The sequence below is a fragment of the Brevundimonas naejangsanensis genome, from assembly GCF_000635915.2.
GTDB lineage: Bacteria > Pseudomonadota > Alphaproteobacteria > Caulobacterales > Caulobacteraceae > Brevundimonas > Brevundimonas sanguinis.
Map to the genome: position 1 here is coordinate 1,027,393 of NZ_CP015614.1, position 24,514 is coordinate 1,051,906.

General features: G+C 65.3%; 20 protein-coding genes and 1 tRNA gene. 9 read left to right on the forward strand and 12 right to left on the reverse strand.

Features of this window, described 5'->3' with window-relative positions:
• Nucleotides 1–39 precede the first annotated feature (39 nt).
• The gene (locus tag DA69_RS04900) at nt 40–1,824 is read right to left on the reverse strand and encodes an acyl-CoA dehydrogenase (protein ID WP_025977181.1); all 1,785 of its coding nucleotides are present in this window, start codon (nt 1,822–1,824) and stop codon (nt 40–42) included.
• 137 nt (nt 1,825–1,961) lie between these two features.
• On the opposite strand from DA69_RS04900, the gene DA69_RS04905 reads away from it, so the two are divergent.
• On the forward strand, nt 1,962–2,900 hold the full coding sequence (locus DA69_RS04905; protein WP_025977180.1) for an L-threonylcarbamoyladenylate synthase: 939 nt from the start codon (nt 1,962–1,964) through the stop codon (nt 2,898–2,900).
• Here DA69_RS04905 and DA69_RS04910 read toward each other — a convergent pair.
• From DA69_RS04910 to DA69_RS04925, 4 genes are all read right to left on the reverse strand, one after another.
• Nucleotides 2,897–3,922: a patatin-like phospholipase family protein gene (locus tag DA69_RS04910; protein WP_025977179.1), complete on the reverse strand. Its 1,026-nt coding sequence runs from the start codon at nt 3,920–3,922 to the stop codon at nt 2,897–2,899. The genes DA69_RS04905 and DA69_RS04910 overlap by 4 nt on opposite strands.
• Nucleotides 3,923–3,962: 40 nt before the next feature.
• A complete protein-coding gene (locus DA69_RS04915; protein ID WP_025977178.1) occupies nt 3,963–4,760 on the reverse strand; it encodes a 3-hydroxybutyrate dehydrogenase in 798 nt (265 codons plus the stop codon).
• 65 nt (nt 4,761–4,825) lie between these two features.
• A complete protein-coding gene (gene yaaA / locus DA69_RS04920; RefSeq protein ID WP_025977177.1) occupies nt 4,826–5,599 on the reverse strand; it encodes a peroxide stress protein YaaA in 774 nt (257 codons plus the stop codon).
• 95 nt (nt 5,600–5,694) lie between these two features.
• The gene (locus DA69_RS04925) at nt 5,695–7,098 is read right to left on the reverse strand and encodes an FAD-binding oxidoreductase (RefSeq protein WP_025977176.1); all 1,404 of its coding nucleotides are present in this window, start codon (nt 7,096–7,098) and stop codon (nt 5,695–5,697) included.
• 77 nt (nt 7,099–7,175) lie between these two features.
• Between DA69_RS04925 and DA69_RS04930 the strand changes: the two genes are divergently transcribed.
• From DA69_RS04930 to DA69_RS04940, 3 genes are read left to right on the forward strand one after another with little or no spacing between them, the layout of a single operon-like run.
• Entirely contained in the window at nt 7,176–7,628 is a 453-nt protein-coding gene (locus DA69_RS04930) for an NUDIX hydrolase (RefSeq protein ID WP_025977175.1), read from the forward strand.
• 52 nt (nt 7,629–7,680) lie between these two features.
• Complete coding sequence (locus DA69_RS04935; protein WP_419177564.1) at nt 7,681–8,691, forward strand: SPFH domain-containing protein; 1,011 nt, start codon at nt 7,681–7,683, stop codon at nt 8,689–8,691.
• Nucleotides 8,692–8,694: 3 nt separating this feature from the next.
• Nucleotides 8,695–9,153, forward strand: coding sequence for an NfeD family protein (locus tag DA69_RS04940; RefSeq protein WP_025977173.1), 459 nt, complete (start codon nt 8,695–8,697; stop codon nt 9,151–9,153).
• A 22-nt stretch (nt 9,154–9,175) separates the two neighbouring features.
• On the opposite strand, the gene rnhA is transcribed toward DA69_RS04940, so the two are convergent.
• Complete coding sequence (gene rnhA, locus DA69_RS04945) at nt 9,176–9,628, reverse strand: ribonuclease HI (protein ID WP_025977172.1); 453 nt, start codon at nt 9,626–9,628, stop codon at nt 9,176–9,178.
• A gap of 115 nt (nt 9,629–9,743) precedes the next feature.
• On the opposite strand from rnhA, the gene DA69_RS04950 reads away from it, so the two are divergent.
• The 3 genes from DA69_RS04950 to tatC are packed head-to-tail and all read left to right on the forward strand — an operon-like array spanning nt 9,744 to nt 11,451.
• Entirely contained in the window at nt 9,744–9,959 is a 216-nt protein-coding gene (locus DA69_RS04950) for a twin-arginine translocase TatA/TatE family subunit (protein WP_003166998.1), read from the forward strand.
• 23 nt (nt 9,960–9,982) lie between these two features.
• On the forward strand, nt 9,983–10,567 hold the full coding sequence (tatB, locus tag DA69_RS04955; RefSeq protein WP_025977171.1) for a Sec-independent protein translocase protein TatB: 585 nt from the start codon (nt 9,983–9,985) through the stop codon (nt 10,565–10,567).
• On the forward strand, nt 10,564–11,451 hold the full coding sequence (tatC, locus tag DA69_RS04960) for a twin-arginine translocase subunit TatC (protein ID WP_025977170.1): 888 nt from the start codon (nt 10,564–10,566) through the stop codon (nt 11,449–11,451). Before tatB ends, tatC begins: the two co-directional genes overlap by 4 nt.
• 23 nt (nt 11,452–11,474) lie before the next feature.
• Here tatC and DA69_RS04965 read toward each other — a convergent pair whose 3' ends face one another.
• Nucleotides 11,475–12,314, reverse strand: coding sequence for an NAD(P)H-hydrate dehydratase (locus tag DA69_RS04965; RefSeq protein ID WP_025977169.1), 840 nt, complete (start codon nt 12,312–12,314; stop codon nt 11,475–11,477).
• A 118-nt stretch (nt 12,315–12,432) separates the two neighbouring features.
• Here DA69_RS04965 and DA69_RS04970 point away from each other — a divergent pair, with 118 nt between their 5' ends.
• A complete protein-coding gene (locus tag DA69_RS04970; RefSeq protein ID WP_025977168.1) occupies nt 12,433–12,771 on the forward strand; it encodes a P-II family nitrogen regulator in 339 nt (112 codons plus the stop codon).
• A gap of 58 nt (nt 12,772–12,829) precedes the next feature.
• Nucleotides 12,830–14,239 carry a type I glutamate--ammonia ligase gene (glnA, locus tag DA69_RS04975; RefSeq protein WP_025977167.1) on the forward strand — a complete coding sequence of 470 codons (1,410 nt, stop codon included), beginning with the start codon at nt 12,830–12,832 and terminating at the stop codon, nt 14,237–14,239.
• 124 nt (nt 14,240–14,363) lie between these two features.
• On the opposite strand, the gene DA69_RS04980 is transcribed toward glnA, so the two are convergent.
• The 5 genes from DA69_RS04980 to DA69_RS05000 all read right to left on the reverse strand — a co-directional run bounded on the left by DA69_RS04980 (nt 14,364) and on the right by DA69_RS05000 (nt 24,462).
• Complete coding sequence (locus DA69_RS04980) at nt 14,364–15,845, reverse strand: amidohydrolase (protein WP_235599221.1); 1,482 nt, start codon at nt 15,843–15,845, stop codon at nt 14,364–14,366.
• Between the two features lie 194 nt (nt 15,846–16,039).
• Nucleotides 16,040–19,054: a TonB-dependent receptor domain-containing protein gene (locus DA69_RS04985; RefSeq protein ID WP_167349640.1), complete on the reverse strand. Its 3,015-nt coding sequence runs from the start codon at nt 19,052–19,054 to the stop codon at nt 16,040–16,042.
• 216 nt (nt 19,055–19,270) lie between these two features.
• Nucleotides 19,271–21,970 (reverse strand): M14 family metallopeptidase, encoded by a 2,700-nt coding sequence (locus DA69_RS04990; RefSeq protein WP_025977164.1) that lies wholly within the window; start codon nt 21,968–21,970, stop codon nt 19,271–19,273.
• A gap of 566 nt (nt 21,971–22,536) precedes the next feature.
• Nucleotides 22,537–22,621 (reverse strand) — tRNA-Leu (locus DA69_RS04995).
• Between the two features lie 179 nt (nt 22,622–22,800).
• Complete coding sequence (locus DA69_RS05000) at nt 22,801–24,462, reverse strand: amino acid permease (RefSeq protein WP_025977163.1); 1,662 nt, start codon at nt 24,460–24,462, stop codon at nt 22,801–22,803.
• Nucleotides 24,463–24,514 lie beyond the last annotated feature (52 nt).

A 24,514-nucleotide genomic window follows, 5' to 3' on the forward strand; every position in this document is an offset into this window, starting at 1 on the left:
CACCTCCCCATCGGCGACGCCGATAGGGAAGAAAAACCCTCAGCCGGCGAGCGCTTCGACGCTCATCCGTTGCAGCAGGTCGCCGCCCTGGCCCACGGCCGCCAGACGACTGGAGACGTGTCCAAGGACGTTGGCCGCATAGACTTCATACAGGTCCAGCTTGCCCTGCAGCCAGGCGGCGTCGCCCTCGTCAGCGTCCAGTTTCGCCCTGGCCGCCAGGGCGCCCTTGGCCAGCATCCAGCCCCCGACCACGTCGCCCATCAGCTTCAGATAGGCGTCGGCGCCGGCCAGCACGTCCGCGGCGCGGGCCGGGTCCGACTTGGCGTCCAGCAGCCACAGGGTGGCGTCCTCGACCGCCTCGATGGCGGTGGCGAAGCGCTCGACCGGCTTGCCGGTATAGAGGCGGTCGATCTGGGCCAGGGTCGTCTTCATTTCGGCGATCAGAGCCTTGGCCGACTCGCCGCCGTCCATCGACAGCTTGCGGCCGACCAGATCGATGGCCTGGATGCCGTTGGTGCCTTCGTAGATCGGGGCGATTCGGGCGTCGCGATAGTATTGGGCCGCGCCGGTCTCCTCGATGAAGCCCATGCCGCCGTGCACCTGAACGCCCATGGAGGCGACCTCGCAGCCTATGTCGGTGGACCAGGCCTTGGCGATGGGGGTGAACAGGTCCTCGCGGCCCTTCCAGGCCTTGCGTTCCTCCTCGGTCGCGGCGTGGCGGGCCAGGTCGGCGGCGACGCCGGTCGACAGGCAGATGGCGCGGGCGGCGGCGACCTTGGCCTTCATCACCGACAGCATCCGGCGCACGTCGGGGTGGTCGAAGATCGGGGCGTCCTTCTCGCCGGTCCAGACGCTGCGGCCCTGGCGGCGCTCCAGCGCATAGGCCAGGGCATGTTGATAGGCGCGCTCGGCGATGCCGACGCCCTCGACGCCGACGGCCAGGCGGGCGGCGTTCATCATGACGAACATATGGGCCAGGCCCTGGTTCGGCTGGCCGACCAGTTCGGCGCGGGCGCCCTCATAGCTCATGACGCAGGTGGGCGAGGCGTGGATGCCCAGTTTGTGCTCGACGCCGACCGGGCGGAAGGCGTTGCGCTCGCCTAGCGAGCCGTCGGCGTTGACGACGAATTTGGGCGTCAGAAACAGGCTGATGCCCTTCGGCCCGGCAGGCGCGTCGGGCAGGCGGGCCAGCACCAGGTGGATGATGTTGTCCGTGGCGTCGTGGTCGCCCCAGGTGATGAAGATCTTCTGGCCGGTCAGGGCGTAGGTCCCGTCGCCATTGGGAACCGCCGTCGCCGTCAGGGCGCCGAGGTCAGACCCGGCGTGCGGCTCGGTCAGCACCATGGCGCCGGTCCATTCGCCCGAAACCAGCTTGGGCAGATAGGTCGCCTTTTGATGCTCGTTGCCGACCTGCTCCAACGCCTCGATAGAGGCCAGCGACAGCATGGGGCACAGGCCGAAGGCCATGTTGGCGGCGTGGACGGTCTCATAGGCCGCCAGCTCCAGCGCCTTGGGAAGGGCCTGCCCGCCGGCCTCGACCGAGGCGGTCAGGCTGGTCCAGCCGCCCGCCGCGAACTGTTGGTAGGCATTGGCGAAACCGGGGGCGGCCGTCACCGCGCCGTTGGCGTATTTGGCGCCGGCCAGGTCGCCGGGGCGGTTCAGCGGGGCCAGAACCTCTTCCGAAAACTGGCCGGCGGCGTCCAGCACGGCCGAGGCGACATCTGCGTCGTAATCCGGAAAGGCGCCGGTCGCTGCGACCTGATCGATGCCGGCCACGGCGTCGAGGGCGAATGCGATGTCACGGACGGGGGCGCGGTAGCTCATCGGTTATCCTCAGAAAGACGTTGCGCTTCTGTCGACCCCTGCGCTCTGTGACGCAAGCCTGCTTGGACTTTGGTCGAGTTTCCGCGCACTCTATGCCTCTGTTTGAACGACTGACGCCGCGTAAGGAAAGAGCGACCGTGCCCGCCGACCGACCCGCCAGGGGCGACAGCCCAGAAATCGCCGCCGAGGCGCTGAAGACGGGACGTCTGGTCATCCTGCCGACCGAGACGGTCTATGGCCTGGCGGCCGACGCCTCCAACCCTCAGGCGGTGGCGCGCATCTTCGAGGCCAAGGGGCGGCCGCGCTTCAATCCTCTGATCGCCCATGTCGCCAACGCCGTGGACGCCGAAGACATCGCCGTGTTCGACGCCAGGGCGCGGGCGCTGGCCGAAGCCTTCTGGCCGGGGCCGCTGACGATCGTCGCGCCGGTTCGGGACCGCGATCGGGTGTGCGATCTGGCGCGGGCGGGGCTGGACAGCGTGGCCGTGCGGGTGCCGGCACATCCGCGGGCCCGGGCGGTCATCGGCGCCTTTGGCGGGCCGGTCGTCGCCCCCTCGGCCAACCGTTCCGGACGGCCCAGCCCGACGACCTTTGCTGATGCTCTGGAGGAGACGGGTCATGCCGTGGGCGCGGCGGTCGATGGCGGCTCCTGCGCCGTGGGGGTGGAAAGCACCGTCGTCTCGGTGCTCGACGGCAAGGTTTCCCTGCTGCGTCCCGGCTCCGTCACCCGCGAAGAACTTCAGGCCGTGGTCGGGCCGCTGGATGAAGGCGGGCAGGGGCATCGCTCGCCCGGTCGGCTGGCTCTGCATTACGCGCCCGACGCCCCGGTGCGGATCGAGGCGGAGGGCGCCAAGGACGGCGAAATCCTGCTGGGGTTCGGTCCAAACGTCGGCGATCCGCGCTGGAGCCTCAGCCCGACCGGGGACCTGCGCGAGGCGGCGGCCAATTTGTTTCGACTGTTGCGTGAGGCGGACCGGACGCGGCCCGCTGGGATCGCTGTGTCGCCCGTTCCGGCCAAGGGGCTGGGCGAGGCGATCAACGACCGTCTGCGTCGTGCGGCGGGCTTCGTCGGCTAGAGGAAGCGCGCCTTTACATCCACGCTGGACGCCTTGCCGACCTTGGGCAGACAGTTTTCAAGCCAGGCCTCGGCCGCCGTCCGGCCGTGCTGCTTCAGCTTGTTCAGATAGCGCCACTCCGTATCGAACTTGGAGTGGAGCGACTCGCCGCCCAGCCACTCATCCGCTTCGATGACGTGGATGCGGATGCCGCGCCGACGGTCCTCGCCGGGCTTCAGCTTGCCCTCGGCGATCAGGTCTTGAACGAAGGCGACGGCGCGCAGTTCGGCGACCAGCGGGGCGTTGAAGACGATCTCGTTCAGCCGGTCGTTGATGTCGCCCGCCTCGCGCGGGGCCTCGTCGCGCTGGAACGGATTGAGCGGCAGCAGCAGGATATCGTCCGGCGTGTCGGTGTAGAACAGCGGCCACAGCGCCGGATTGGCCAGATAACCGCCATCCCAATAGGGCTCGCCCTCGATCTCAACCGCCTGAAACAACTGGGGCAGGCAGGCAGAGGCCAGCAGCACCTCCGGCGCCATTTCACCCGACTTGAAGATGCGCGAGCGGCCCGCGCGCACCGCCGTCGTCGACACGAACATCTGGATGGAGGAGGCGCGCAGGGCCTCGAAATCCACCGCCGTCTCCAGCACCCGGCGCAGCGGGTTCAGGTTGAAGGGGTTGAAGGAGTAGGGGCTCATCGACAGGGCCAGCGTCTGTCCCGCCTGCCACATCGGCGTGCCCTTCAGCCAGTCGGGCGTCAGGGCCTTGGACCAGACGGCGCTGTCGCCGAAGACGTTGCGGCCGCCGGACTGGTTCACCTCGCGCCATAGGGTGTCGAGCGCTTCGCGACCCCCCTCGGCGCCGCCACGCTCCAGCCCGGTGATCAGGGCGGCGGCGTTCATTGCTCCGGCCGAGGCGGCGGTGACGGCGCGCACGTCCAGCACATCGGCCTCAAGCAGCCGGTCCAGTACGCCCCATTGAAAAGCGCCGTGAGCGCCGCCGCCCTGCAGGGCCAGACAGACAGGTTTGCGTTTCGCCGCCATCAGCCTCTCCGTCTTTCGGCCCGAGCGGCCGCTGAGAAGGCTATTGCGCCGTCCAGCCGCCGTCGACGGAGAAGTGGGCGCCGTTGGCCGAAGCGCCGAGGTCCGACGCCAGATAGAGGAAGATGCCCGCCAGTTCGTCGGTCGTGACGAAACGCTTGGTCGGCTGCGAGCCGAGAATGACGTTCTTCATCACGTCTTCCTCGCTCATGTTGCGGGTGCGGGCCTGGTCCTGGATCTGCTTGGAGACGATGGGGGTCTCGACAAAGCCGGGGCAGATGGCGTTGCAGGTGATGTTCTCCTGCGCCAGCTCCAGCGCCACCGTCTTGGTGAAGCCGATCACGCCGTGCTTGGCCGCGACATAGGCCGACTTGAACGGGCTGGCGACCAGGCCGTGGGCCGAGGCGACGTTGATGATGCGGCCGCGCCCCTGCGCCTTCATGATCGGGATCGCCGCCTTGGTGGCGTAGAAGGTCGAGGACAGGTTGATGGCGATGATCTTCTCCCACGCCTCGGCGGGGAAGTTCTCGACGGCTTCGACGTGCTGGATGCCGGCGTTGTTGACCAGGATGTCGAGGCGGCCCAGTTCGCGATGGGCCGTGGCGATCATGTCGTCGATCTGATCCGGCTGGGTCATATCGGCCGGGTGGTAGAGGACGCGCACGCCGGTCTCGGCCGCCAGATCGGCGCGGGTCTTCTCAATGGCGTCGGCGTCGCCCAGGCCGTTCAGCATCACGTCGCCGCCGCACAGGGCGACCGCCCGCGCAAACGCCAGTCCGATGCCCGAGGTCGAGCCGGTGACGACCGCGACCCGGCCCTTGAGATCGTTCATAGCGAACATGACAGAAAGAACCCGTGGCTAATGATGCTGCAACGCACCCTAGCGGCAGTCGTTCAATCTGGCGATCAGGAATTTCCTTCCCTGATGAATATCCAGTCCGTGTCCGTCGAAAGGCTCTTGTCGAAGCGATAGCCGTCGCGGTCGAAGGCCTTCAGGTCCACGGCTTTCTCCAGCCGGTTCTCGATGGCGAACCGGGCCATGCCGCCGCGCGCCTTCTTGGCGTAGAAGGAGATAATGCGGGCCTGGCCGTCCTTCTGTTCCTTGAAGTGAGGGGTCACGACCGGCAGCTTCAGCGCCTTGGCGTCGACCGCGCCGAAATATTCATGGCTGGCAAGGTTCACCAGCGTCTGCTCGGACAGTTTGCCGGCGTCCTCGTTCAGGCGCAGAGAAATCCGCTCGCCCCAGAAATCATACAGGGTGGCCCCGCGCTTGGTCTTAAGCCGCACGCCCATCTCCAGCCGATAGGGCTGGATCGCGTCCAGCGGACGCAACAGGCCGTAGAACCCCGACAGGATGCGCAGGTGATCCTGCGCCCAGTTCAGATCCTCGACCGACAGGGTGCGGGCCGACAGCCCGTCATAGACATCGCCCGCAAAGGCGAAGACGGCCTGCAGGGCGCCTTCCGACGTATCGTTGTCGAAGGCCTGGAAGCGCTGATAGTTCAGTTCGGCCAGGGCGTCGGAAATCGACATCAGGCGGCGCAGGTCCGCGCGGCTGAGTTCACGCGTCACCTTCGCCAGTTCGGCCGTCTCATCGGCGCATCGCCTTGGCGTCACAGGGGCGTCGATGGCGGGCGGGTTGAAGTCCAGCTTTTTGGCCGGGGACAGGACGATCAGCAAGACGATCGACTCCCTATGCGTCTCAAGAGCGGGCCTCATAGGCCGCTTCCATGACGTTTTGAACCGCCTGAAACGTCACAGACGGTCGCAAGTCCTCAGACGAGGACCGCCGGGTTCATGATCCGCTGGGGGTCGATGGCCTGACGGATCGCCTGCATGGTCGCGATTTCGAGCGGCGATTTGTAACGCCGGGCTTCGTCGGTTTTCAGCCGTCCCAGGCCGTGTTCAGCCGAAATCGAGCCGTCGTAACGGGCCACGACGTCGTGCACGACCTGCGATCCCTCCATCCAGCGGGCGATGAAGGCGGCGATGTCCTCGCCCTTCCCGGGGATCACGTCATAGTGAAGATTGCCGTCGCCGACATGGCCGAAGACCGACACGCGGCAACCCGGGTGGAACCGCTCCACCGCCGCCGTGGCCTCGTCGATGAAGTCAGCGATTCGCGATACGGGAACGGAAACGTCGTGTTTCCAGCCGCCGCCTTCGGGCTTGAGGGCGGCCGAATGCTCTTCGCGCAGACGCCAGAACTCGGCCTTCTGGGCGTCATTCTGGGCGATGGCGGCGTCGACGATCAATCCTTCCTCGAAGGCGGCGGTCAGCAGACGCTCCATCGCCGCCTCGGCGCCGTTCGGCTCGCCCGAAGCCAGTTCGATCAGCACATACCAGGGCGGCGTCGATTCCAGCGGTTCGCGCGTGTCGGGGATGTTCTTAAGCACCAGGCTCATGCCCAGCCGCTTCATCAGCTCGAAGGCCTCGACCCCGCCGCCCGTCTCGGCCTTGGCGCGGGCGAGCAGCACGACGGCGTCGTGGTGGCTTTCCAGGCCGACGATAGCCGTGGCGCGGCTGCGCATGATGGGGAACAGCTTCAGCGTCGCCGCCGTGATGACGCCCAGAGTGCCTTCGGCGCCGATGAACATCTGCTTCAGGTCGTAGCCGGTGTTGTCCTTGCGCAGACGCTTCAGGCCATTGAAGACCTGACCGTCGGGCATGACCGCCTCAATGCCCAGCACCAGATCGCGCATCATGCCGTAGCGCAGGACCGCCGTGCCGCCCGCATTGGTCGAGATGACGCCGCCGATGGTGGCCGAGCCCTCGGCCGCGAGGCTGAGCGGGAAGAAGCGGTCCTTCTCCTTGGCCAGTTCCTGCGCCTCCAGCAGGGTCACGCCCGCCTCGACCGTCATGGCGTCGTCCAGCGGCGTCACGTCGCGCACCGTCCGCAGCTTGCGCGTGGACAGCAGCACCTCGCCATAGGGAATTTGACCGCCGACCAGTCCGGTGCCGCCGCCCTGGGTCACAATGGCGGTACCGTGACGGGCGCAGATCTCGACAGCGCGGGCGACCTCCTCGGTCGTGCGCGGTTGCAACAGCAGAGGCGTCTCGCCCGTCCAGCGGCCGCGCCATTCGGTCAGCCACGGCGCCATCTCGGCGGCGTCTTGCGTCCAGGCGCCGGGCAGGGCGGCCTTGAGTTCAGCGAGCGATTCTGGCGTGGGGAGGGTCATATCGGCCTTGTGGCAAAAGGCGCGCCGTGGTGGAAGCGCAAAACCTTGCCTTCTGGCGGTCAATTCAAGGGCAAAACATGATTCCGACGCCGGCTGTGGGCGTGGTGTGCCTGAAAGGCGATGAAGTCCTGCTGATCCAGCGCGGCACGCCGCCGCGGGTGGGCGAGTGGAGCCTGCCGGGCGGGCGGCTGGAGCCGGGCGAGCGCCTGGCCGACGCCGCCTTGCGGGAACTGCGCGAGGAAACCGGCGTCGAGGCGGAGTTGATCGGTCTGGTCGACGTGGTGGACGGCCTGTTTCCAGAGGCTGGGCGTCATTATGTCCTGATCGACTACGCCGCGCGCTGGATCGCGGGCGAGCCCGTGGCGGCCGATGACGCTACGGAAGCGGCCTTTTTCCCGTTCGAGGCCGCGCTGGCCAAGGTGGATTGGGACGAAACGCGGCGGATCATCCGTATGGCGCGCCGGATGGCTGACGGTGATGTCATGTTGAGGGAACCGGATTCGATGGCGCAGCCGGCGTCCGGCGGATAAGCTGGTGTCCACATCGGAGGGCCTAATGAATTTTTCGCTGATTTTCTTTGTGATGTTCGCGGTCTTCGCGCTCATCTTCTTGTTCAGCGTGATCAAGATCGTGCCCCAGGGCCGTGAGTTCACGGTGGAGCGGTTCGGCAAATACACGAAGACACTGACGCCGGGCATCCACATCCTGACCCCGTTCGTCGAGCGCATCGGCCGCCGCATGAACATGATGGAGCAGGTGCTGGACGTCCCGACGCAGGAGGTCATCACCAAGGACAACGCCATGGTGAAGGTCGACGCTATCGTCTTCATTCAGGTCATGGACGCCTCGGCCGCCGCCTATCGCGTCGAGAATCTGCCTTACGCCATCACCCAGTTGTGCTCGACCAATCTGCGGACCGTGGTCGGCTCCATGGATTTGGATGAAGTCCTGTTCCAGCGCGACAACATCAACTCGCGCCTGCTGACCGTCATCGATGCGGCGACCGAGCCGTGGGGCGTCAAGGTCAATCGGATCGAGATCAAGGATCTGACCCCGCCCGTCGACATCACCAACGCCATGGCCCGCCAGATGAAGGCCGAGCGAGAGCGCCGCGCTATCATCACCGAGGCGGAAGGCGAGAAGCAGGCCGCCATCGCTCGCGCCGAGGGCGCTAAACAGTCCGCCATCCTGCAGTCGGAGGGCCGCAAGGAAGCGGCGTTCCGCGATGCTGAAGCCCGTGAACGCGAGGCGGAAGCCGAGGCCAAGGCGACGGCCATGGTGTCGGAAGCCATCGCGCGCGGCGACGTCAACGCCATCAACTACTTCGTGGCCCAGAAATATGTCGAGGCGTTCGGTGAACTGGCCCGCAACCCGACGGCCAAGACGGTCATCGTACCGGCCGAAATGGGCGGTCTGGTCGGCACCATCGCCGGGCTGGGCGAACTGGTAGGCTTGGCCAAGGAACAGCAACAGAGCCGGTCGGACATCCGTCGCGAACCGTCTCGCGCCGCGGCGGCTTCCTCGGCTTCGACGCCGCCCAGCCGCACCGTTTCGCCGCGTCGATCCGGCGGCGCCGTGCCGACGACGGAGTAGGGCATGGACTGGATCATCTCGCTGCACGCCTCGCAGCCGTTCTGGCTCTGGCTGGCCATTGGCGTCGTGCTGTTGGGGATCGAGGCTGCGGCCTCGACCGAGTGGCTGCTGTGGCCGGCGGTGTCGGCGGGGCTGACGGCCTTGCTGACGGCGTTGGCGCCGCAACTTGGCTTGCCGATTGAAATCGGCGTGTTCGCCGCCTTGACCGTCGCGTCCACGATCCTGTCGCGTCGCCTGATCAAGCGCGTGAATCCCCAGGATCAGCCCGACATCAACGACACCAACGTGCGCCTGATCGGCGAGCGGGCGCGGGTCGTGGAAGCCTTCGTCGATGGACGAGGGCGGGTCTTCGTGTCGGGCTCTGAATGGCCGGCCGAGATCGAAGGCGCAGGGCCTCTGGCCGGCGAGAGCGTCATCGTGGAATCAGTCATCGGTTCGCGCCTGAAGGTCAGGGCGGTCTAGGCGGCTCCAAGGACTGGAGGGGCTAGCGGCCCCTTAATTCGGCCACACCGCGATTGGCCAGGCCGTCGGCCCGCTCGTTCAAGGCGTGGCCGGCGTGGCCCTTGACCCAATGCCATTTGACCTCGTGGCGGCTGCGGGCCTCGTCCAGGCGCCGCCACAGGTCTTCATTCTTGACCGGCTTCTTGTCGGCGGTCTTCCAGCCCCGGGCTTTCCAGCCGCGAATCCATTCCGTCACGCCCTGCATGACGTATTTGCTGTCAGTGTGCAGATCGACGCGGCAGGGACGCTTCAGCGCGTCCAGCGCCATGATGGCCGCCATCAACTCCATGCGGTTGTTGGTGGTCAGAGCCTCGCCGCCCCAGAGTTCCTTCTCATGACCGCCGCCGGTTTGCAGGATAGCGCCCCAGCCGCCGGGGCCGGGGTTGCCCTTGCAGGCGCCGTCGGTGTGGATGATGACGTGATCGTTAGGATTCATGGTCGCGATGCCTACAGCCTCCCTTGGCGCATCGCCATCACTCAGCCTATATGACGCACAACAATCAGTCGGTGGGGCGCGCGTGGGCGCGGCCGCCCCTTGAGGAGGTATCGCCATGGGCTCCATGAGCATCTGGCACTGGGCCATTGTCGTCGTTGTCGTGCTGGTCCTGTTCGGCGGCCGCGGCAAGCTGTCCGGCATCATGGGCGACGCGGCCAAGGGCATCCGCGCCTTCAAGGACGGCCTGAAGGACGACACGGACGCCAAGGGCAAGGAAGCGCCGGGCGCACTGCCGCGCACCGAGGCCGAAAAAGAAGAACTGAACCGCTGAATTTCGCCGGAAGACGCTGAACCATGGGTGGTCTTGGCCCCGGCATCGGCGGGTTCGAAATCCTTGTCATCGGTCTGGTGGCCCTGCTTGTCGTGGGGCCCAAGGATCTGCCCATGCTAATGCGCAGGGTGGGCCAGTTCGTCGGCAAGGCGCGCGGCATGGCCAATGAATTCCGCGCCAGCTTTGATGAAATGGCGCGCCAGTCGGAACTGGACGACCTGCGCAAGGAGGTCGAGGCGCTGCGGTCGGGGCAGGGGATGTACGCCCTGGGCGCCGACGCGGACGAAGCTTTCAAGGACATCCGCAAGGAGCTTGAGGCGCCGCTTGAGACGCCGGCCGTCCCCGAGCCTGTCGAACAGGCCCCGGCGCAGATTGAGGTCACAGGCGTCGACGAATGGCCCGACAGCGCCACGCCCGCCGTTGCGCCCGAGCCCGCGCCCAAACCAGCGACGAAGCCGAGAGCCAAGAAGGCGGACGCCGCCGCTGGCGCGGCCGCTTCCAAGGTCAAGTCGCGCAAGGCTACGCCTAAGTCTGACGCCCCGCCGTCCTCGCCGAAACCAGCTGCTGCACGTGCAAGGGCTCAGCGCGCCAAGAAGGTCGATCTATGAGCCGCGCCGACCATGATGAAGCCGACATCGAGGCTTCGCGCGCGCCCCTGATGGATCACCTGATCGAGCTGCGGTCGCGGCTGATGATCTGCGTGGCCGCCTTCATCATCGCCTTCATCGGCTGTTTCGCCTTTTCAGAGACCCTCTACCTGTTTCTGGTGAAGCCCTATGTGGTCTCGGCCGCGTTCCACCAGACGGTGGGCGCGCACGGCCATGTGTCGCCGTTCAGCCTGATCCTGGGCACGGCCGGGCTGATCCCCGTGCCGGACGTGGACCACAACAGCGTGCGGTTGATCTATACGGCGCCGCTCGAAATCCTGTTCACCAAGATGAAGCTGGCGGGCTTGGGCGCGGTCATCGTCGCCTTCCCGATCCTGGCCTGGCAGTTGTATCGCTTCGTCGCGCCGGGCCTGTATCGCAATGAGAAGGGCGCCTTCCTGCCGTTCCTGATCGCGGCGCCGGTGCTGTTCCTGCTGGGCGCTGCGCTGGTCTATTACGTCATGCTGCCCTTTGTGATGTGGTTCTCGCTGAGCCAGCAGATCATCGGGGAGAATGTGGCCGCCGAACTGCTGCCCAAGGTGTCGGACTATCTGAACCTGGTGACGGCGCTGATTCTGGCCTTCGGCCTGTGCTTCCAGTTGCCGGTCGTCATGACCCTGCTGGGCCTTGCTGGTCTGATCAGCAGCGAACTGATGGCCAAGGGGCGCCGCTACGCTATCGTGGCGGTGGTCGTGGTCGCCGCCGTGGTGACGCCCCCGGATCCGATCAGCCAGCTGATGCTGGCCGTGCCGATGGTGCTGCTCTACGAGGTGTCCATCTGGTGCGTCCGCATCATCGAGCTGCGCCGCAGGAAGGCGGATACAACTGACGGGCTGACGGCCTGACAGCAGGCTGGGGCCAGCGTGGCCTAAACCGAACCTGAGCCGTTCAGCAGATCGGCGAGCACCGCGGGCAGCCCCTGCGGCAGGTCTTCTGAGATCAGCCCGGGCCCAAAGCGTCGCGCGGCCTCAGAATGTATCCACACCGCCGCCCGTGCGGCGTCGAAGCTGTCCATGTGTTGGGCGATCAATCCGCCGATCATGCCCGCCAATACGTCGCCGCTGCCCGCCGTGGCTAGCCAGGGCGAACCGTCGCCGTTGACCGCCAGGCGGCCGTCCGGCGCCGCGATGACCGTCGCCGCGCCCTTCAGCACCACGATCGCCCCGGCCAGACGCGCAGCCTCCTGCGCCGCGCCCTCGCGGCCTTCCGCCGCCAGCAGGCCGGGAAACAGCCGCTCGAACTCGCCTTCGTGCGGGGTCAGGACATCGTCCCGATCCAGCCAGGCGAACAACTGCTCAGGTCGATCGCGAAACAGGGTCAGGGCGTCCGCATCGACCACCAGCGCCGCCCCGGTACGTGCCAGCGCCGCCAGGTTCAGCGCCGTGCTTTCGACCAGGCCCGCTGCGGGACCGATCACGACGGCGTCCATCGGATCGGCCAGGGCCTGAAGCTGCTCGGGCGTCGCGAAGCTGGCCAGCATCACCGCCTCCAGCGACGGGGGCAGAACCGGCGCCGCGTCCGGCGGGCAGAAGACCTTGACCAGACCCGCCCCCACCCGAAGCCCGGCTCTGGCGGACAGGCGCGCGGCCCCGGTGGACAAGGCGCCGCCCGAGACGACGCCAAGCCTGCCGCGCACATGTTTATGGCTATCAGGCCCCGGTCGAGGCAGCAGATGACGCCACTCAGAGGGACTGTTACCGAACTTCATGTGGATTTCCGTTCACGGACGGCCTCTGGGCGCGAAAAACGCTTGCCAATTTGTGCGATGCAATGTCCCTTTACCGCCCGAGCGTCGGACCAAACAAGGAGCCGGCTCGGGACTTGCCATGAAGAAGATCGAAGCCGTCATCAAGCCGTTCAAGCTGGATGAAGTAAAGGATGCGCTCCAGGATATCGGGGTGCAAGGCATGACTGTGCTGGAGGCCAAGGGATATGGCCGCCAGAAGGGTCATTCGGAACTCTATCGCGGCGCCGAGTACGTCATCGACTTCCTGCCCAAGATCAAGATCGAGGTGGTGGTGGCCGATGACCTGGCTCCGGCTGTGGTCGAGGCGATTCAAAACGCGGCCCGCACCGGCAAGATCGGGGATGGCAAAATCTTCATCACCAGCCTCGAAGACGTGATCCGTATCCGCACGGGCGAAACCGGCGCCCAGGCCATCTAGACCAGCGGCCGCCTCTCGGGGCGGCCGATTTCAATTCCCAGTACAGGACCTCCTCCCCATGAGCGCCGCCGAAAAGATCCTGCAGGAGATCAAGGATAAGGACGTCCAGTACGTCGATCTCCGTTTCACCGACACGCGCGGTCGGGTCCATCACGTCACCTTCGACATCGGCATGGTCGATGAGGAATTCCTCGAAGACGGCACCATGTTCGACGGCTCCTCGATCGCCGGCTGGAAGACCATCAACGAGTCCGACATGCTGTTGAAGCCGGACCTGTCGAGCGCCTTCATCGACCCCTTCTACCAGCAGACCACCCTGTTCATGTTCTGCGACGTGCTGAACCCGGACACCGCCGAGCCCTACAATCGCGACAGCCGCTCGATGGCCAAGAAGGCCCTGGCCTATGTCCAGTCGTCCGGCGTGGGCGATACCGTCTTCTTCGGTCCCGAAGCCGAGTTCTTCGTGTTCGACGACGTGCGCTGGAACACGGCGCCGCACGACACCCGCTACAGCTTCGACTCCACCGAGCTGCCCGCCAACACCGGCGCCGAATACGCCGAGGGCAACCTGGGCCACCGTCCGGGGCCCAAGGGCGGCTACTTCCCGGTCAACCCGGTCGATTCGGGTCAGGATTTGCGCGGCGAAATGCTGGCGGTCATGAAGGATCTGGGCCTCGACCCTGAGAAGCACCACCACGAAGTCGCCCCTGCCCAGCACGAGCTGGGCCTGAAGTTCAGCGACCTGCTGACCATGGCCGACCGGATGCAGCTGTATAAGTATGTGATCCACAACGTGGCCCACGCCTATGGCAAGTCGGCGACCTTCATGGCCAAGCCGATGTTTGGCGACAACGGCTCGGGCATGCACGTCCACATGTCGATCTGGAAGGACGGCAAGCCTCAGTTCGCCGGCGACAAATACGCCGGCCTGTCGCAGGAATGCCTGTGGTACATCGGCGGGATCATCAAGCACGCCAAGGCCATCAACGCCTTCGCCAACTCGACCACCAACTCCTACAAGCGTCTGGTGCCCGGCTATGAGGCGCCGGTGAAGCTGGCCTATTCGGCGAGCAACCGCTCGGCCTCGATCCGCATCCCGCACGTCACCTCGGCCAAGGCCAAGCGTCTGGAAGCGCGCTTCCCCGACCCGATGGGCAACCCCTATCTGACGTTCGTGGCCCTGCTGATGGCGGGTCTGGACGGGATCGAGAACCGCATCGATCCGGGCGCGGCCGCCGACAAGAACCTGTACGATCTACCGCCCGAAGAGCGTCATTCGATCCCCGAGGTCGCCGGTTCGCTGCGCGAGGCTCTGGAAGCCCTCGACGCCGACCGCGCCTTCCTCAAGAAGGGCGGCGTCATGGATGACGACTTCATCGACAGCTATATCACCCTGAAGCAGGAAGAAGTCGCCCGGCTGCAACTGCACCCGCACCCGGTGGAGTTCGACATGTACTACAGCTGCTGATCAGCGGGCCTACGTTAAGGACCTAAAGGCGTCGGACCCCAGGTCCGACGCCTTTTCTACGCGCTCAGATCTCAGTCGCATCAGTTATGACGTCAACTGTGTTCCAACCATCCCGGCCTTGGCGCTATTTGCCGTCGCCGCGATAGTTCAGTTGGGGCGGGCCGTCACCGACCAGGGGGCGATAGACGAAATCCGCACCGCGACGTTCATGGAGCTCGGTAGTCGCCGCAGCGATCGTTTCGGGGCTGACGAACAGTTCAGCCGCCGTCAGGGCCAAGGTCTTGGCTGCGACGACGGCGCCTTTAACGCCAATGCTGGAGCCTGCGGCGGCGGTGTTCTGCCAGCTGTGGCCCGCAGAGCCGGGCACGAATGTAGCGGTCGCCAGGCCGACGGTGGGAACGACCCAACTGACGTCCGACACATCGGTCGACCCGCCTGCGCCATCGAAACTCAGCTTGGCGGGCTGGATTTCACCGACGCTCGACAGGGGCGGCTGGCTGGCCAGGGTCTGCTGGAGCTTGCTTGCGAAAGCCGTTTCCTCGGGCGTCCATGTGATGCCGCCGACGCGGTGCAGGTTGCGGTCCATGACGCTCATCAGCGCGCCGTTGGGCATCATGCTGTAGACGCCGCCGATCTGCTGGAACTCATATCGGGTTTCGGTGCCCAGGGCGGCGCCCTCGGCGGCCTTCTTCAGCCGTTCGATGACTGACAGGACGACCTCTGGGTCGCCGTGACGGACGTAGTAGTAGGATTCCGCATAGTTGGGCACCACGTTGGGCGCTTCGCCGCCATCGGTGATGACGTAGTGGATGCGCGTGCCGTCAGGAATGTGCTCGCGCATCATGTTGGCCATGGCGTTCATCGCCTCGACCGCGTCCAGGGCCGAACGTCCGCGATCCGGCGCGCCGGACGCGTGCGACGACGTGCCGTAGAAGCGGAATTTACCGCTGACATTGGCCTTGGTCGTTCCCTGGCTGGCGCTGTTGACGGTTGCCGGGTGCCAATGGAGCGCGACGTCCACGTCATTGAACAGGCCGTCACGGACCATGAAGGCCTTGGCCGAGCCTCCTTCTTCGGCGGGCGTGCCATAGAGGCGCAGTTCGCCCTTGATGTTGTTGTCGATCATCCATTGGCGGACAGCGATGGCGGCATGGCTGGAGGCCGCGCCGAACAGGTTGTGGCCGCAACCGTGACCGGCGATCGCATGCAGGGATTGTTCGACGGGCGATACAGCCTGAGACAGGCCGGGCAGGGCGTCGAATTCAGCCAGCAGGGCGATCACCGGGCCCTTGCCGTTCTTGAAGCTGGCGACGAATGCGGTGGGTTGGCCGGCGATGCCTGCGGTGATGGTGAAGCCGGCGGCCGTCAGATCCTGCTGCAGGAGGGCTGAGCTCTGGGTTTCCTGATAGCCGACCTCGGCGAACTCCCATATGGCCAGAGCAGTGGCCCCCAGATGCTCGCGGCCACGCTCGACGCTGTCGATGATGGCGGACTGCTGCGCCGCCGGCAGTTCAGCCGCCCACGCCGATGTGCCCGCAAGACATGATAGAGCGACGGTGATGGCGGTAAGACTGGTGAATTTCATATTCTGGATTCCGCTGTTCATGCGCATGTTTTTGAAGGGTGAATGATCGAGACGGCGAACCGACAGATGATCGCTCGCGGTCATCAGTTTCCGACCACTGAAAACGGCGTCTCCAGTGTGGGCGAAACAGGAATGGGAACCGGACCCAGCTTCATTGCGGCGAGGGGCGCAGAAGGATGGATCTGAAGGCCATCCTTCTGCGCCGCCCAGGCCGTTTAGAAGCTCTTGGTGACCGAGATTGAGTAGTAGCGGCCGAGCGTGTCGTAGTTCTGGCCATCATAGCTGCCGGCGAAGTTGCCCACCTGAGGCGGCGTTTCGTTGAGCAGGTTGGAGACGCCCACTCGCACGCTAAGGTCTTTCGGCAGGGTGAAGCGGCCGTTCAAGTCGAAGACGTCATAGGAATCGACGCCTCGGGTCGTGCTGGCCGCATTGCGCACCTGTTCGGCGCTGATCATTGCGGCGGTATGACGCCACCGCAGGCTGATGTTCAGCCAGTCCCGCGTGTAGGCGAGGGTCGTATTGGCCTTCCAGTCGGGGTGGGCCAGACCGGCGCCCTCTTCGACAGCGGTGCCGCGGCTGCCTGCATAGTTGTAGGACGGGCCGCCCGGCAGGTTCTGAATCTCGAACTTGTCGACATAGCTGACCACGGTGCCCAGAGACAGGCTGCCGGCCGAGGCGGGCAGGCCGACGTCAGCCAGGTCAAACGACCAGTCGATCTGCAGGTCGACGCCGCTGACCTTGAAGGCGCCAAGGTTCAGCGCGGGCTGGCCCGGCTCGAACAGGAATCCTGTGGTCGGGTTACGCTTGCCCATGACCTGACAGTAGTAGTTGTTCACGTCATAGGTGGGGTTGGCGCCATTCAGGTTGAAGCAGTTCTCCATGGTCTGGATGATCGGCAGGTTGCCGACCGCGCCGGTGACTTCGATCGCGTACCAGTCGATCGAGGTCGAGATCCGCTCCAGAAGCGGCGAAGAGAACGGCGACTGGATGACGGCGCCGATCGAGTAGGTGTCAGTGGTTTCTTCCTGCAGGTTGGGGTTGCCGCCGGTGAGAGCGAACACCTGGGTCGAGCCGAACTGATAGGTCGGAAGCACGCCCGCAGGCACGCCCATGGCCGCGCACAGAGCCTCGACCTTGGCGGCGTTGGCGCCGCTCTGACCGAAGCCGCCGCGATAGCCGGAGCGGACATCGCAGGGATCGCCGCCGAACGGCGTCGCCGCGCTGGGGCTGCCGATGCCCGTGCTGCCCGAAGATTCGGGGGCGTAGAGCTCGCCGACGCTGGGCGCGCGCACAGAGCGATTGTAACCGCCGCGCAGACGCAGGGAGTCTATGACGCTCCAGTCGACATCGACCTTATAGGCGCTGACGCCGCCCACGCTGCTGTAGTCGGAATAGCGATAGCCGAGGTTCATGTTGACCTCGCGAGCCATCGGCATGTCCTTCAGAATGGGGACCAGGGCTTCGAAGTAGATCTCGCTGACACTGGTGTTGCCGCCGGAAGGACGCAGGACGCTGTAGCCCAGGATGTCGCTGCCGACGCCTGGAATATTGTAAAGTTCATCGGAGTTGTACTGGAAGGAGTTGTAGCGATAGCCGAGACCAGTCGCCACGCGGACTTCCCCGGCCGGAAGGTTGAACAACCCGCCCTGCAGGTTCAGTTCGGCGACCCGCTGTTTCATCTCGTTGGTGTTCGAGGTCCGGCGGGTCATATAGTCCATACAGCTTTGGGAAAGCGCATGGTTGCCGAAGAAGTTGGCTCCGCCCTCGCAGAGCACGGGATAGGCGACCATGCCCACGGAAGCGCCTGTCACGGGGTCGTATTCCATCCGCGAACCGCCCGCGCCGCCGAACGGATCGTACAGCAGGTTCACGACGGCGGATTTGCTGAGCGCGCCGTGCTGGATGTTGTTGGTCTTGGTTTGCCCCACGCTTGCGAAGGTATCCCACGTCCAGTCGCGGTACGGCAGGACGCCATCTGCGCCCAAGACGATCTGATAGACGTCATAGGTGTTGGTCTGTAGGCGGTCGCCGGCGGCGGTGAAGGCCTTCTGGAAGGTGAAGTCGCCGTTGGGATTGGGGCGTGACGCCAGGATCAGCCGGGCGTCAGGCGTCAGGAAGGGGTTGGTGACCGGCGCGCTCAGCGCATAGGCCGCGCCCGACGCCAGGGTCGGGTTGAAGAAGGTCAACGCGTCATAGCTGGTGAAGGTCGCCTGGGCGAAGACCGAGGTGTTGTCGGTGACGTCGTAATCAAGCTTGGAGAAGACCGTGACGCGGTCGTTGGTGTTCACGACCTGGCTGTTGGGCCAGCCGAAGTTGAGCTGTTTGCGGCTGCCGGCGATGTATTGGGTGTCCGTCTCCGGGTCGCGGTAGTTCTCGACAAAATAGTTGCCGACTGGCGTCACGTGGCTGAACAGGGTGCCGTCCAGATTGAACCCCAGTTGGCCCGTGTAGGTCGCTGAACCGGTGATGGGACTGGTGCCATAGACATTGCGGAACAGGTTGTTGACCACAGCGGCGCTGGGCGCGTTTCCGGGAAAGAGCATGGCCCCGGAATCGAGCGTCGCCGTGCCGTTCTGGGGCGTTCGCATGATATTGAACGGCCGATCGCTCTGAAGCGCAGGCTCGCGTTGGGAGTAGTCGACCGAGACCATGGCGCGGCCGCGACCTTCCGCGAATCGTTGACCGGCGGTGACGGTCGCGCGGAACTGCTCGCCGTCGCCGTATTCGCTGACGCCGTACTGGCTGCTGAGCGTCAGGCCCTCAATGTTGCGCAGCCGGAAGTTGACCACGCCCGCCGTGGCGTCCGAACCGTAGGCGGTCGAGGCGCCGCCGGTGATGACTTCGACGTTGCCGATCAGGGCGTCAGGCAGGGTGTTCAGGTCGATCGAGCCGTCCGGAGACGACGGCTGCATCCGGCGACCGTCCAGCAGGATCAGCGTGCGCTTGGGGCCCAGGCCTCTGAGGCTGGCGTTGGCCTGGCCGGCGTTCAGGGTCGTGGTGCTGCTGCCCGTGCTGGCTTGACCGAAGGCGCCGGTGAATTGCGGCAACTGCGTCAGGGCGCGCTCGACAGACACCTGGCCCGTGTCTTCGATAGCCTCGGTCGAGACGGAGACGATCGGGCTGTTGGCCACATAGTCCGGGCGCGCCACCCGCGAGCCAGTGACGATGATATCGCTCACATGGGTCGCGGTTTCAGACTGATCTTCCTGGGCGTGTGCTGCACCGGCCATCAGGGCCGCATAGGCGCATGCGCTCGTTAGCAACACGCGGGAGGCCTTGGGCTTGGATCGCGTGTGTCCTTGGTTTTTCATGATTACCCCTCTGAGTTTACTGACTTCCTTCGAAGTCTCAGCGAATGACGTGTTGTTTCGACCTGAAGCGCTTGAGCGAGGACGAGCGGCAGCCAGCGCGTCGCAAGCGCCTGCTTCTCTTGTTGGCTTCAGGGTTTAGTCGGCGGCAGCGGCCGGGCCGTAGAGCAGGCCGTTGAAGAATAGCCGGAAGGTCCCCGCCGGTTGGGCGCGTTGCAAGACTTCGACGCCGTAGACGAACAGCTTGCCCTTGCCGATATCCACTTGGACGACGGCCGAGGTGTCTTTCAGCAACTCCTGATGGTGCGCCCAGCCGCTCCGCAAAGGCGCGTCGGTATCGAACCAGGCCACGGACTTCGCGCCTTCGCCGGCGATGCGATAGGTCTGGCCGTTGGCGAAGAAGACATCCGCCTGGGCCGGCATGCCGAAGGCCAGGGGGTCGGTGTTGTCCACCTTTGCGCTCAGGATCGAACCGGGCAGGAAGAACTCGGTCGTGGCCAGGGGCCGCTGCGTTCCATTCTCTTCCTTGACCAGGGCCGGAGCGATGGGCGCGCCCAGAAGGTGCGCTAGGCGATTGGCGCCGCCGATCGTGATGACCGAGCCGCCGTTGCGAGCGAACTCCGCGATCTGTGGCACGGCGCCGTCAGCAGTCACTTCGCCCAGCCAGGCGCGATAGGCTTCAGGGATGTCCTCGGCTTGCGGCAGAGGCTGGTTGCGCTGGGGACGATAGGCCGCGTGATCGAGCGCCGGCGTGGTCCCGTCGGTGAACACCAGGACGTCGAAGCGCTCGTTCAGGTTTCCGGCGCTGAGGGTCTGCGGATAGACCACCTCGAACGGGAACTCATATTGCTCCAGCAACCACCGGGTCCAGCCCGCGCTCATGACCCCGCCATAACGATCCACCAGCCCGACGCGAACGGGCTTCAAGGCGATGGAGCCGCCCGCCGGCTTGCGGTCTACGGCATAGGCGTTGAAGCCCAGCTCGCCGACCGCCGCTCGCACGGCTGCAGTGCTTTCGTGCGAGGCCTGCACCCACAGGGCGCCCGGCTGCAACTGGGTGCGCCCGACCTTGGCGCCGTTCTCCAGCCATTCGACGCTGGCCCCCGCCTTCAGCAGGCGGTTGGTCAGGATGAAGCTGTTGTTGACCTCATGGGGGATGACGAAGCCCGCACGACCCGAGCCGATGACGGCGCCCGGCGGCGCGGCCAGCAGGTCGCCCGCCCGGGTGAAGGGGCCGTCAAAGCCGTCCAGCACGCGATCGAACGTCACCCCCATCTGATAGGCCAGGGTGTAACCCGCCACGTCGTAGGGCAGCTTGGGCGGGCCGCCTGGATACTCGGTGTTGTGCGGATGGTCCTGCGGCTCGAACATGTCCAGCACGTGGGGGCGGAAGGCCTGGGCGGTCTTCACCACATAGGCGCCCTGCGGATAACGCTTTGCGCCAACGGTGAAGGGGGCGCTGGCGACCTCGACGTCGACGCCGCTCTTCATCAGGGCGTTGAGGAAGGCCACCGTGGTGGGCAGGTCGCGCTGTTCTTCAGGGTTGATGATGAAGCCGCGCGGATCTCGGTTCTCGGCCGTCTTCAGCACTGTATCGAACAAACCCGCATTGATGGCGCCGCGATCGGTGGTGGTGGCCGCCGCCTTCAGGTCGTCGACTTTCTGGGGCGTGATGGTCCAACTGTCCTCGCTGCCGCGCTCAATGCTGTTGGCGCCCATCTGATAAATGCCCATCAGCAGGCGTTCGCGGTTGCGCGAGGCGTAGTCGATGACAGCCCGGTTCATCGACCACTGGTAGTCGATGCTGTCCTGCAGGCGCCACATGCGGGGGCTGATCGGCATAGGCTCGTCATTGCGGGCCAGCTGGGTCTCGGGGATCAGCGGAATGGCTTCCGGCGTCGGCCCGCCGATGATCTCGGTCAGGATGCCGACCATGTTGTGGAAATAGGGGGCCGACCGATACATGCCGTTGTGCCAGGTCGAGTAGGGGGCGACGCTGTCCATCCCTGATCCGGCCTTGCCTTCAGAGATCAGGCGGCTGTGCATGATGGTCCCGACCTCGGTGGTCGTGGTCATCACCAGCGGGTCGAAGTTGTAGTTGAACGGGTCACGGAAGGGCGGAATGAACACCACCATGCCGCGCGGGCCGGTCTGGTGTTGATTGAAGACGATCTGGGGGAACCACTCGCGATAGTGGACCCTGTTGATGTTTTCGGTCTCGGGCATCAGCGACATGTAGGAGTCGCGGTTGTTATCGTGGCCCACATACTTCTGATACAGGCGCGGGATAGAGTTGAACTCGCGCTTCAGCGGGTCTTCGTTGCGCATATACCAGTCGGCCACCAGTTGCAGGCCGTCCGGGTTGGCGTGGCCGAACAGGATGATGACATCGTCGAGCGTGCGCCGGGTCTCGGCGTCGTTCTGGGACAGCAGCCGGTGGATGATCTGGATCTGGCCTTGCGTGGTGACGGTCTCGGTGGCGTGCAGGCCGGCGTCGATCCAGACAATGGCCTTGCCTTCCCGCGCCAGGTCCGCCGCCTGTTCTGCGGTCAGGTCTTCAGCGCGAGCCAGGCGCCGGGAAATGTCGCGATAACGATCCAGATTGGCCAGGTTTTCAGGCGAAGACACGATCGCCATCCACTGGGTGCGTCCTTCAGCGGAGGTTCCGAAGCTCTGCAGCTTCATCCGGTCAGATTCGCCGGCCAGGCGCTGAAGATAACGCTCATACTGATCATAGTCGGCAAGGAAGTAGTCCGTGCCGGGAGGCTGGGGGAAAAAGCGCTCAGGCGCCGTCACGATGTCCGAAGCCGGCGTGGCCGCCGTCGCGGGTTGAGCCAAGGCGGCTGAGGCGGGGCCTGCGGCGGTAAGCGCAGTGCTGGTCAGAAGCGCCGCGCAAAGCCGGCTGGCAAAGGTCGTCCGGAACATTGATTTCCCCCCATATACGCGCCCGGGATCGTCCAGCCGCCGTCGAAGGCTCGGACAAAAAATCGCCCCGTAAAAGACATATTCTCCCTCTGAGAACAATTTTTTGCCAAAAACGAAGGAAGACGCGCCCGGAGGGGTGGGAAACCGTCAGAAATTTGAAATTATGGCTTGGCTTCTGCAGGATGTGGTGGTTCCGACATCCGAGCTTTAACGCTCGATGCCGATTTGGGCGCTGCGGATGGTGCGCGCGCTGCATCGCCAGAAGCTCCTCACACCCGAGCGGCGAGTGGATAATCGTCGGATGATCTCAGGCGCCGCATATCGACTGGGCCAGGGCCGGTGGCTCGCGGGATGCGCCGGGGCCACAGGCCCCGCCTGCGAGCGTCTCAACTGCTATAATCGCAGGAATAAGGCAGGACCGTTGGCAACGGGGCTGTCGGCGCTGAACGAGGGGCGCGCCGCTGGCGCGCGGCCGAGAATGGTGCGGATGAGAGGACTCGAACCTCCACGCCTCGCGGCGCCAGAACCTAAATCTGGTGCGTCTACCAGTTCCGCCACATCCGCATAGGTTCGCCCGAGGCTGTAGGCGAGGGCGGCCGTTTCGGCAATCCCGTCCGGCCATGAAAAAGGCCCCGGATCGCTCCGGGGCCCTTCTCTTTTTTGGGCCTGCCGCGCTTCGCGCTGCTTGAGGCCGTCGGCCCGCTGCAACGTGCAGACGCGGTGTGCGGAACGACTGATCAGGATCAGTCGTCCTTCTTGTTGTCGACGCCATGACCGAAGGCGTCAGCCGCCGATTCCAGCTTCACGTCCTCGGTGATGTCGATGCCCTTGGCCAGCTTCGAGTGGGCGAAGCCGTACAGACCGTAGATAAGCGCCCCGACCACGGCGTAGACGCCTAGGATGGTCAGCGGCAGCGGGTTGTCGTTCAGGGCGTGCTGGACCATCGGCACGAAGTTGAACGACGCCAGCGTCAGACAGGCCAGGATGCCCAGCACGGCCGTGACCATGCCGCCCGGAACACGGAAGGGACGCTCCATGTCTGGGTGCTTGATGCGCAGGACGATGACCGACAGGCAGACGATGGCGAAGGCCGTCGCCGTGCCCAGCGACACCAGGTCGCCCAGGATCGAGATGGGCAGGAAGGACGCCGCGATGGCGATGACGATGCCCAGCAGAATGGTGCCGATCCACGGGGTGCGGAACTTCGGGTGCACCACGGCGAACGCCTTGGGCAGCAGGCCGTCGCGCGCCATCGTGTAGAAGATCCGCGTCTGGCCGTAGCACAGCACCAGCATGACCGAGGACAGGCCAGTGATGGCGCCGATCTTGATCAGGAAGGCGATCAGGTTGAGCTTGCCGCTCGGCGCGCCGGCCAGCGGAATGTCGGCCCAGGTGAGCGCCATGCGGTCGATGGCGACGGCGATCGGGGCCGGCGAAGCCAGCTCCAGGTAGGGAACGACGCCGGTCATGACGGCGGCCACGACCATGTAGATCAGAGTGCAGACGAACAGGGCGCCCAGGATCCCGATCGGCACGTCCTTCGACGGGTTCTTGGCTTCGGCGGCGGCGGTCGAAACCGCTTCAAAACCGACATAGGCGAAGAAGATGATCGAGGCGCCGCGGAAGATGCCGCCCACGCCGAATTGGTCCCAGCTGTCGCCCTGCGGCGGGATGAAGGGGTCCCAGTTGGCCGGGTTGATGTACTGCAGGCCCACAGCGATGAAGGTCAGCAGGACGATGATCTTGATGACCACGATGGCGTTGTTGATGTTCGCCGATTCCGACACGCCCAGCACCAGCAGGCCGCAGACGGCGGCGATGCCGACGGCCGCCACCAGGTTGAAGGTGCCCGTCAGCGGGAAGCCCGCGTCAGCGCCCGAGGCGACGTACTGGATCAGCGGGGTGGCCCACTGGGGTCCTTCGCCGCCTGGGTAACTTATTGTCGGAAACAGACTGGCGCTGATCCCGAAGTCATTCAGGATCGACACCACATAGCCGGACCAGCCGACGGCGACGGTCGAGGCCGCGACGCCGTATTCCAGCACCAACAGCCAGCCCATGATCCAGGCGAAGATTTCGCCCAGAGTGCCGTAGGCATAGGTGTAGGCCGAGCCCGAGACCGGCATGGTCGACGCCAGTTCGGCGTAGCACAGGCCCGCCAGGCCGCAGGCGATGCCGGCGATGACGAAGGAGAACATGATGGCCGGACCGGCGTGGGCCGAAGCCACCTGACCCGTCAGCACGAAGATGCCCGCGCCGATGATGGCGCCGATGCCCAGACTCATCAGATTCAGCGGGCCAAGCGTCCGCTTCAGCTCGCTTTTGGCGGCTTCCTTCTGAATTTGGGCGATGGATTTTTTAAGGAATAGCCGATTACCGGCAGGCTTTACGCCGTCTGCAGACATGCAGTTGCGCCCCCAACATATGCGACGACCCCTCCCGGGTCGCCTTCTTGGG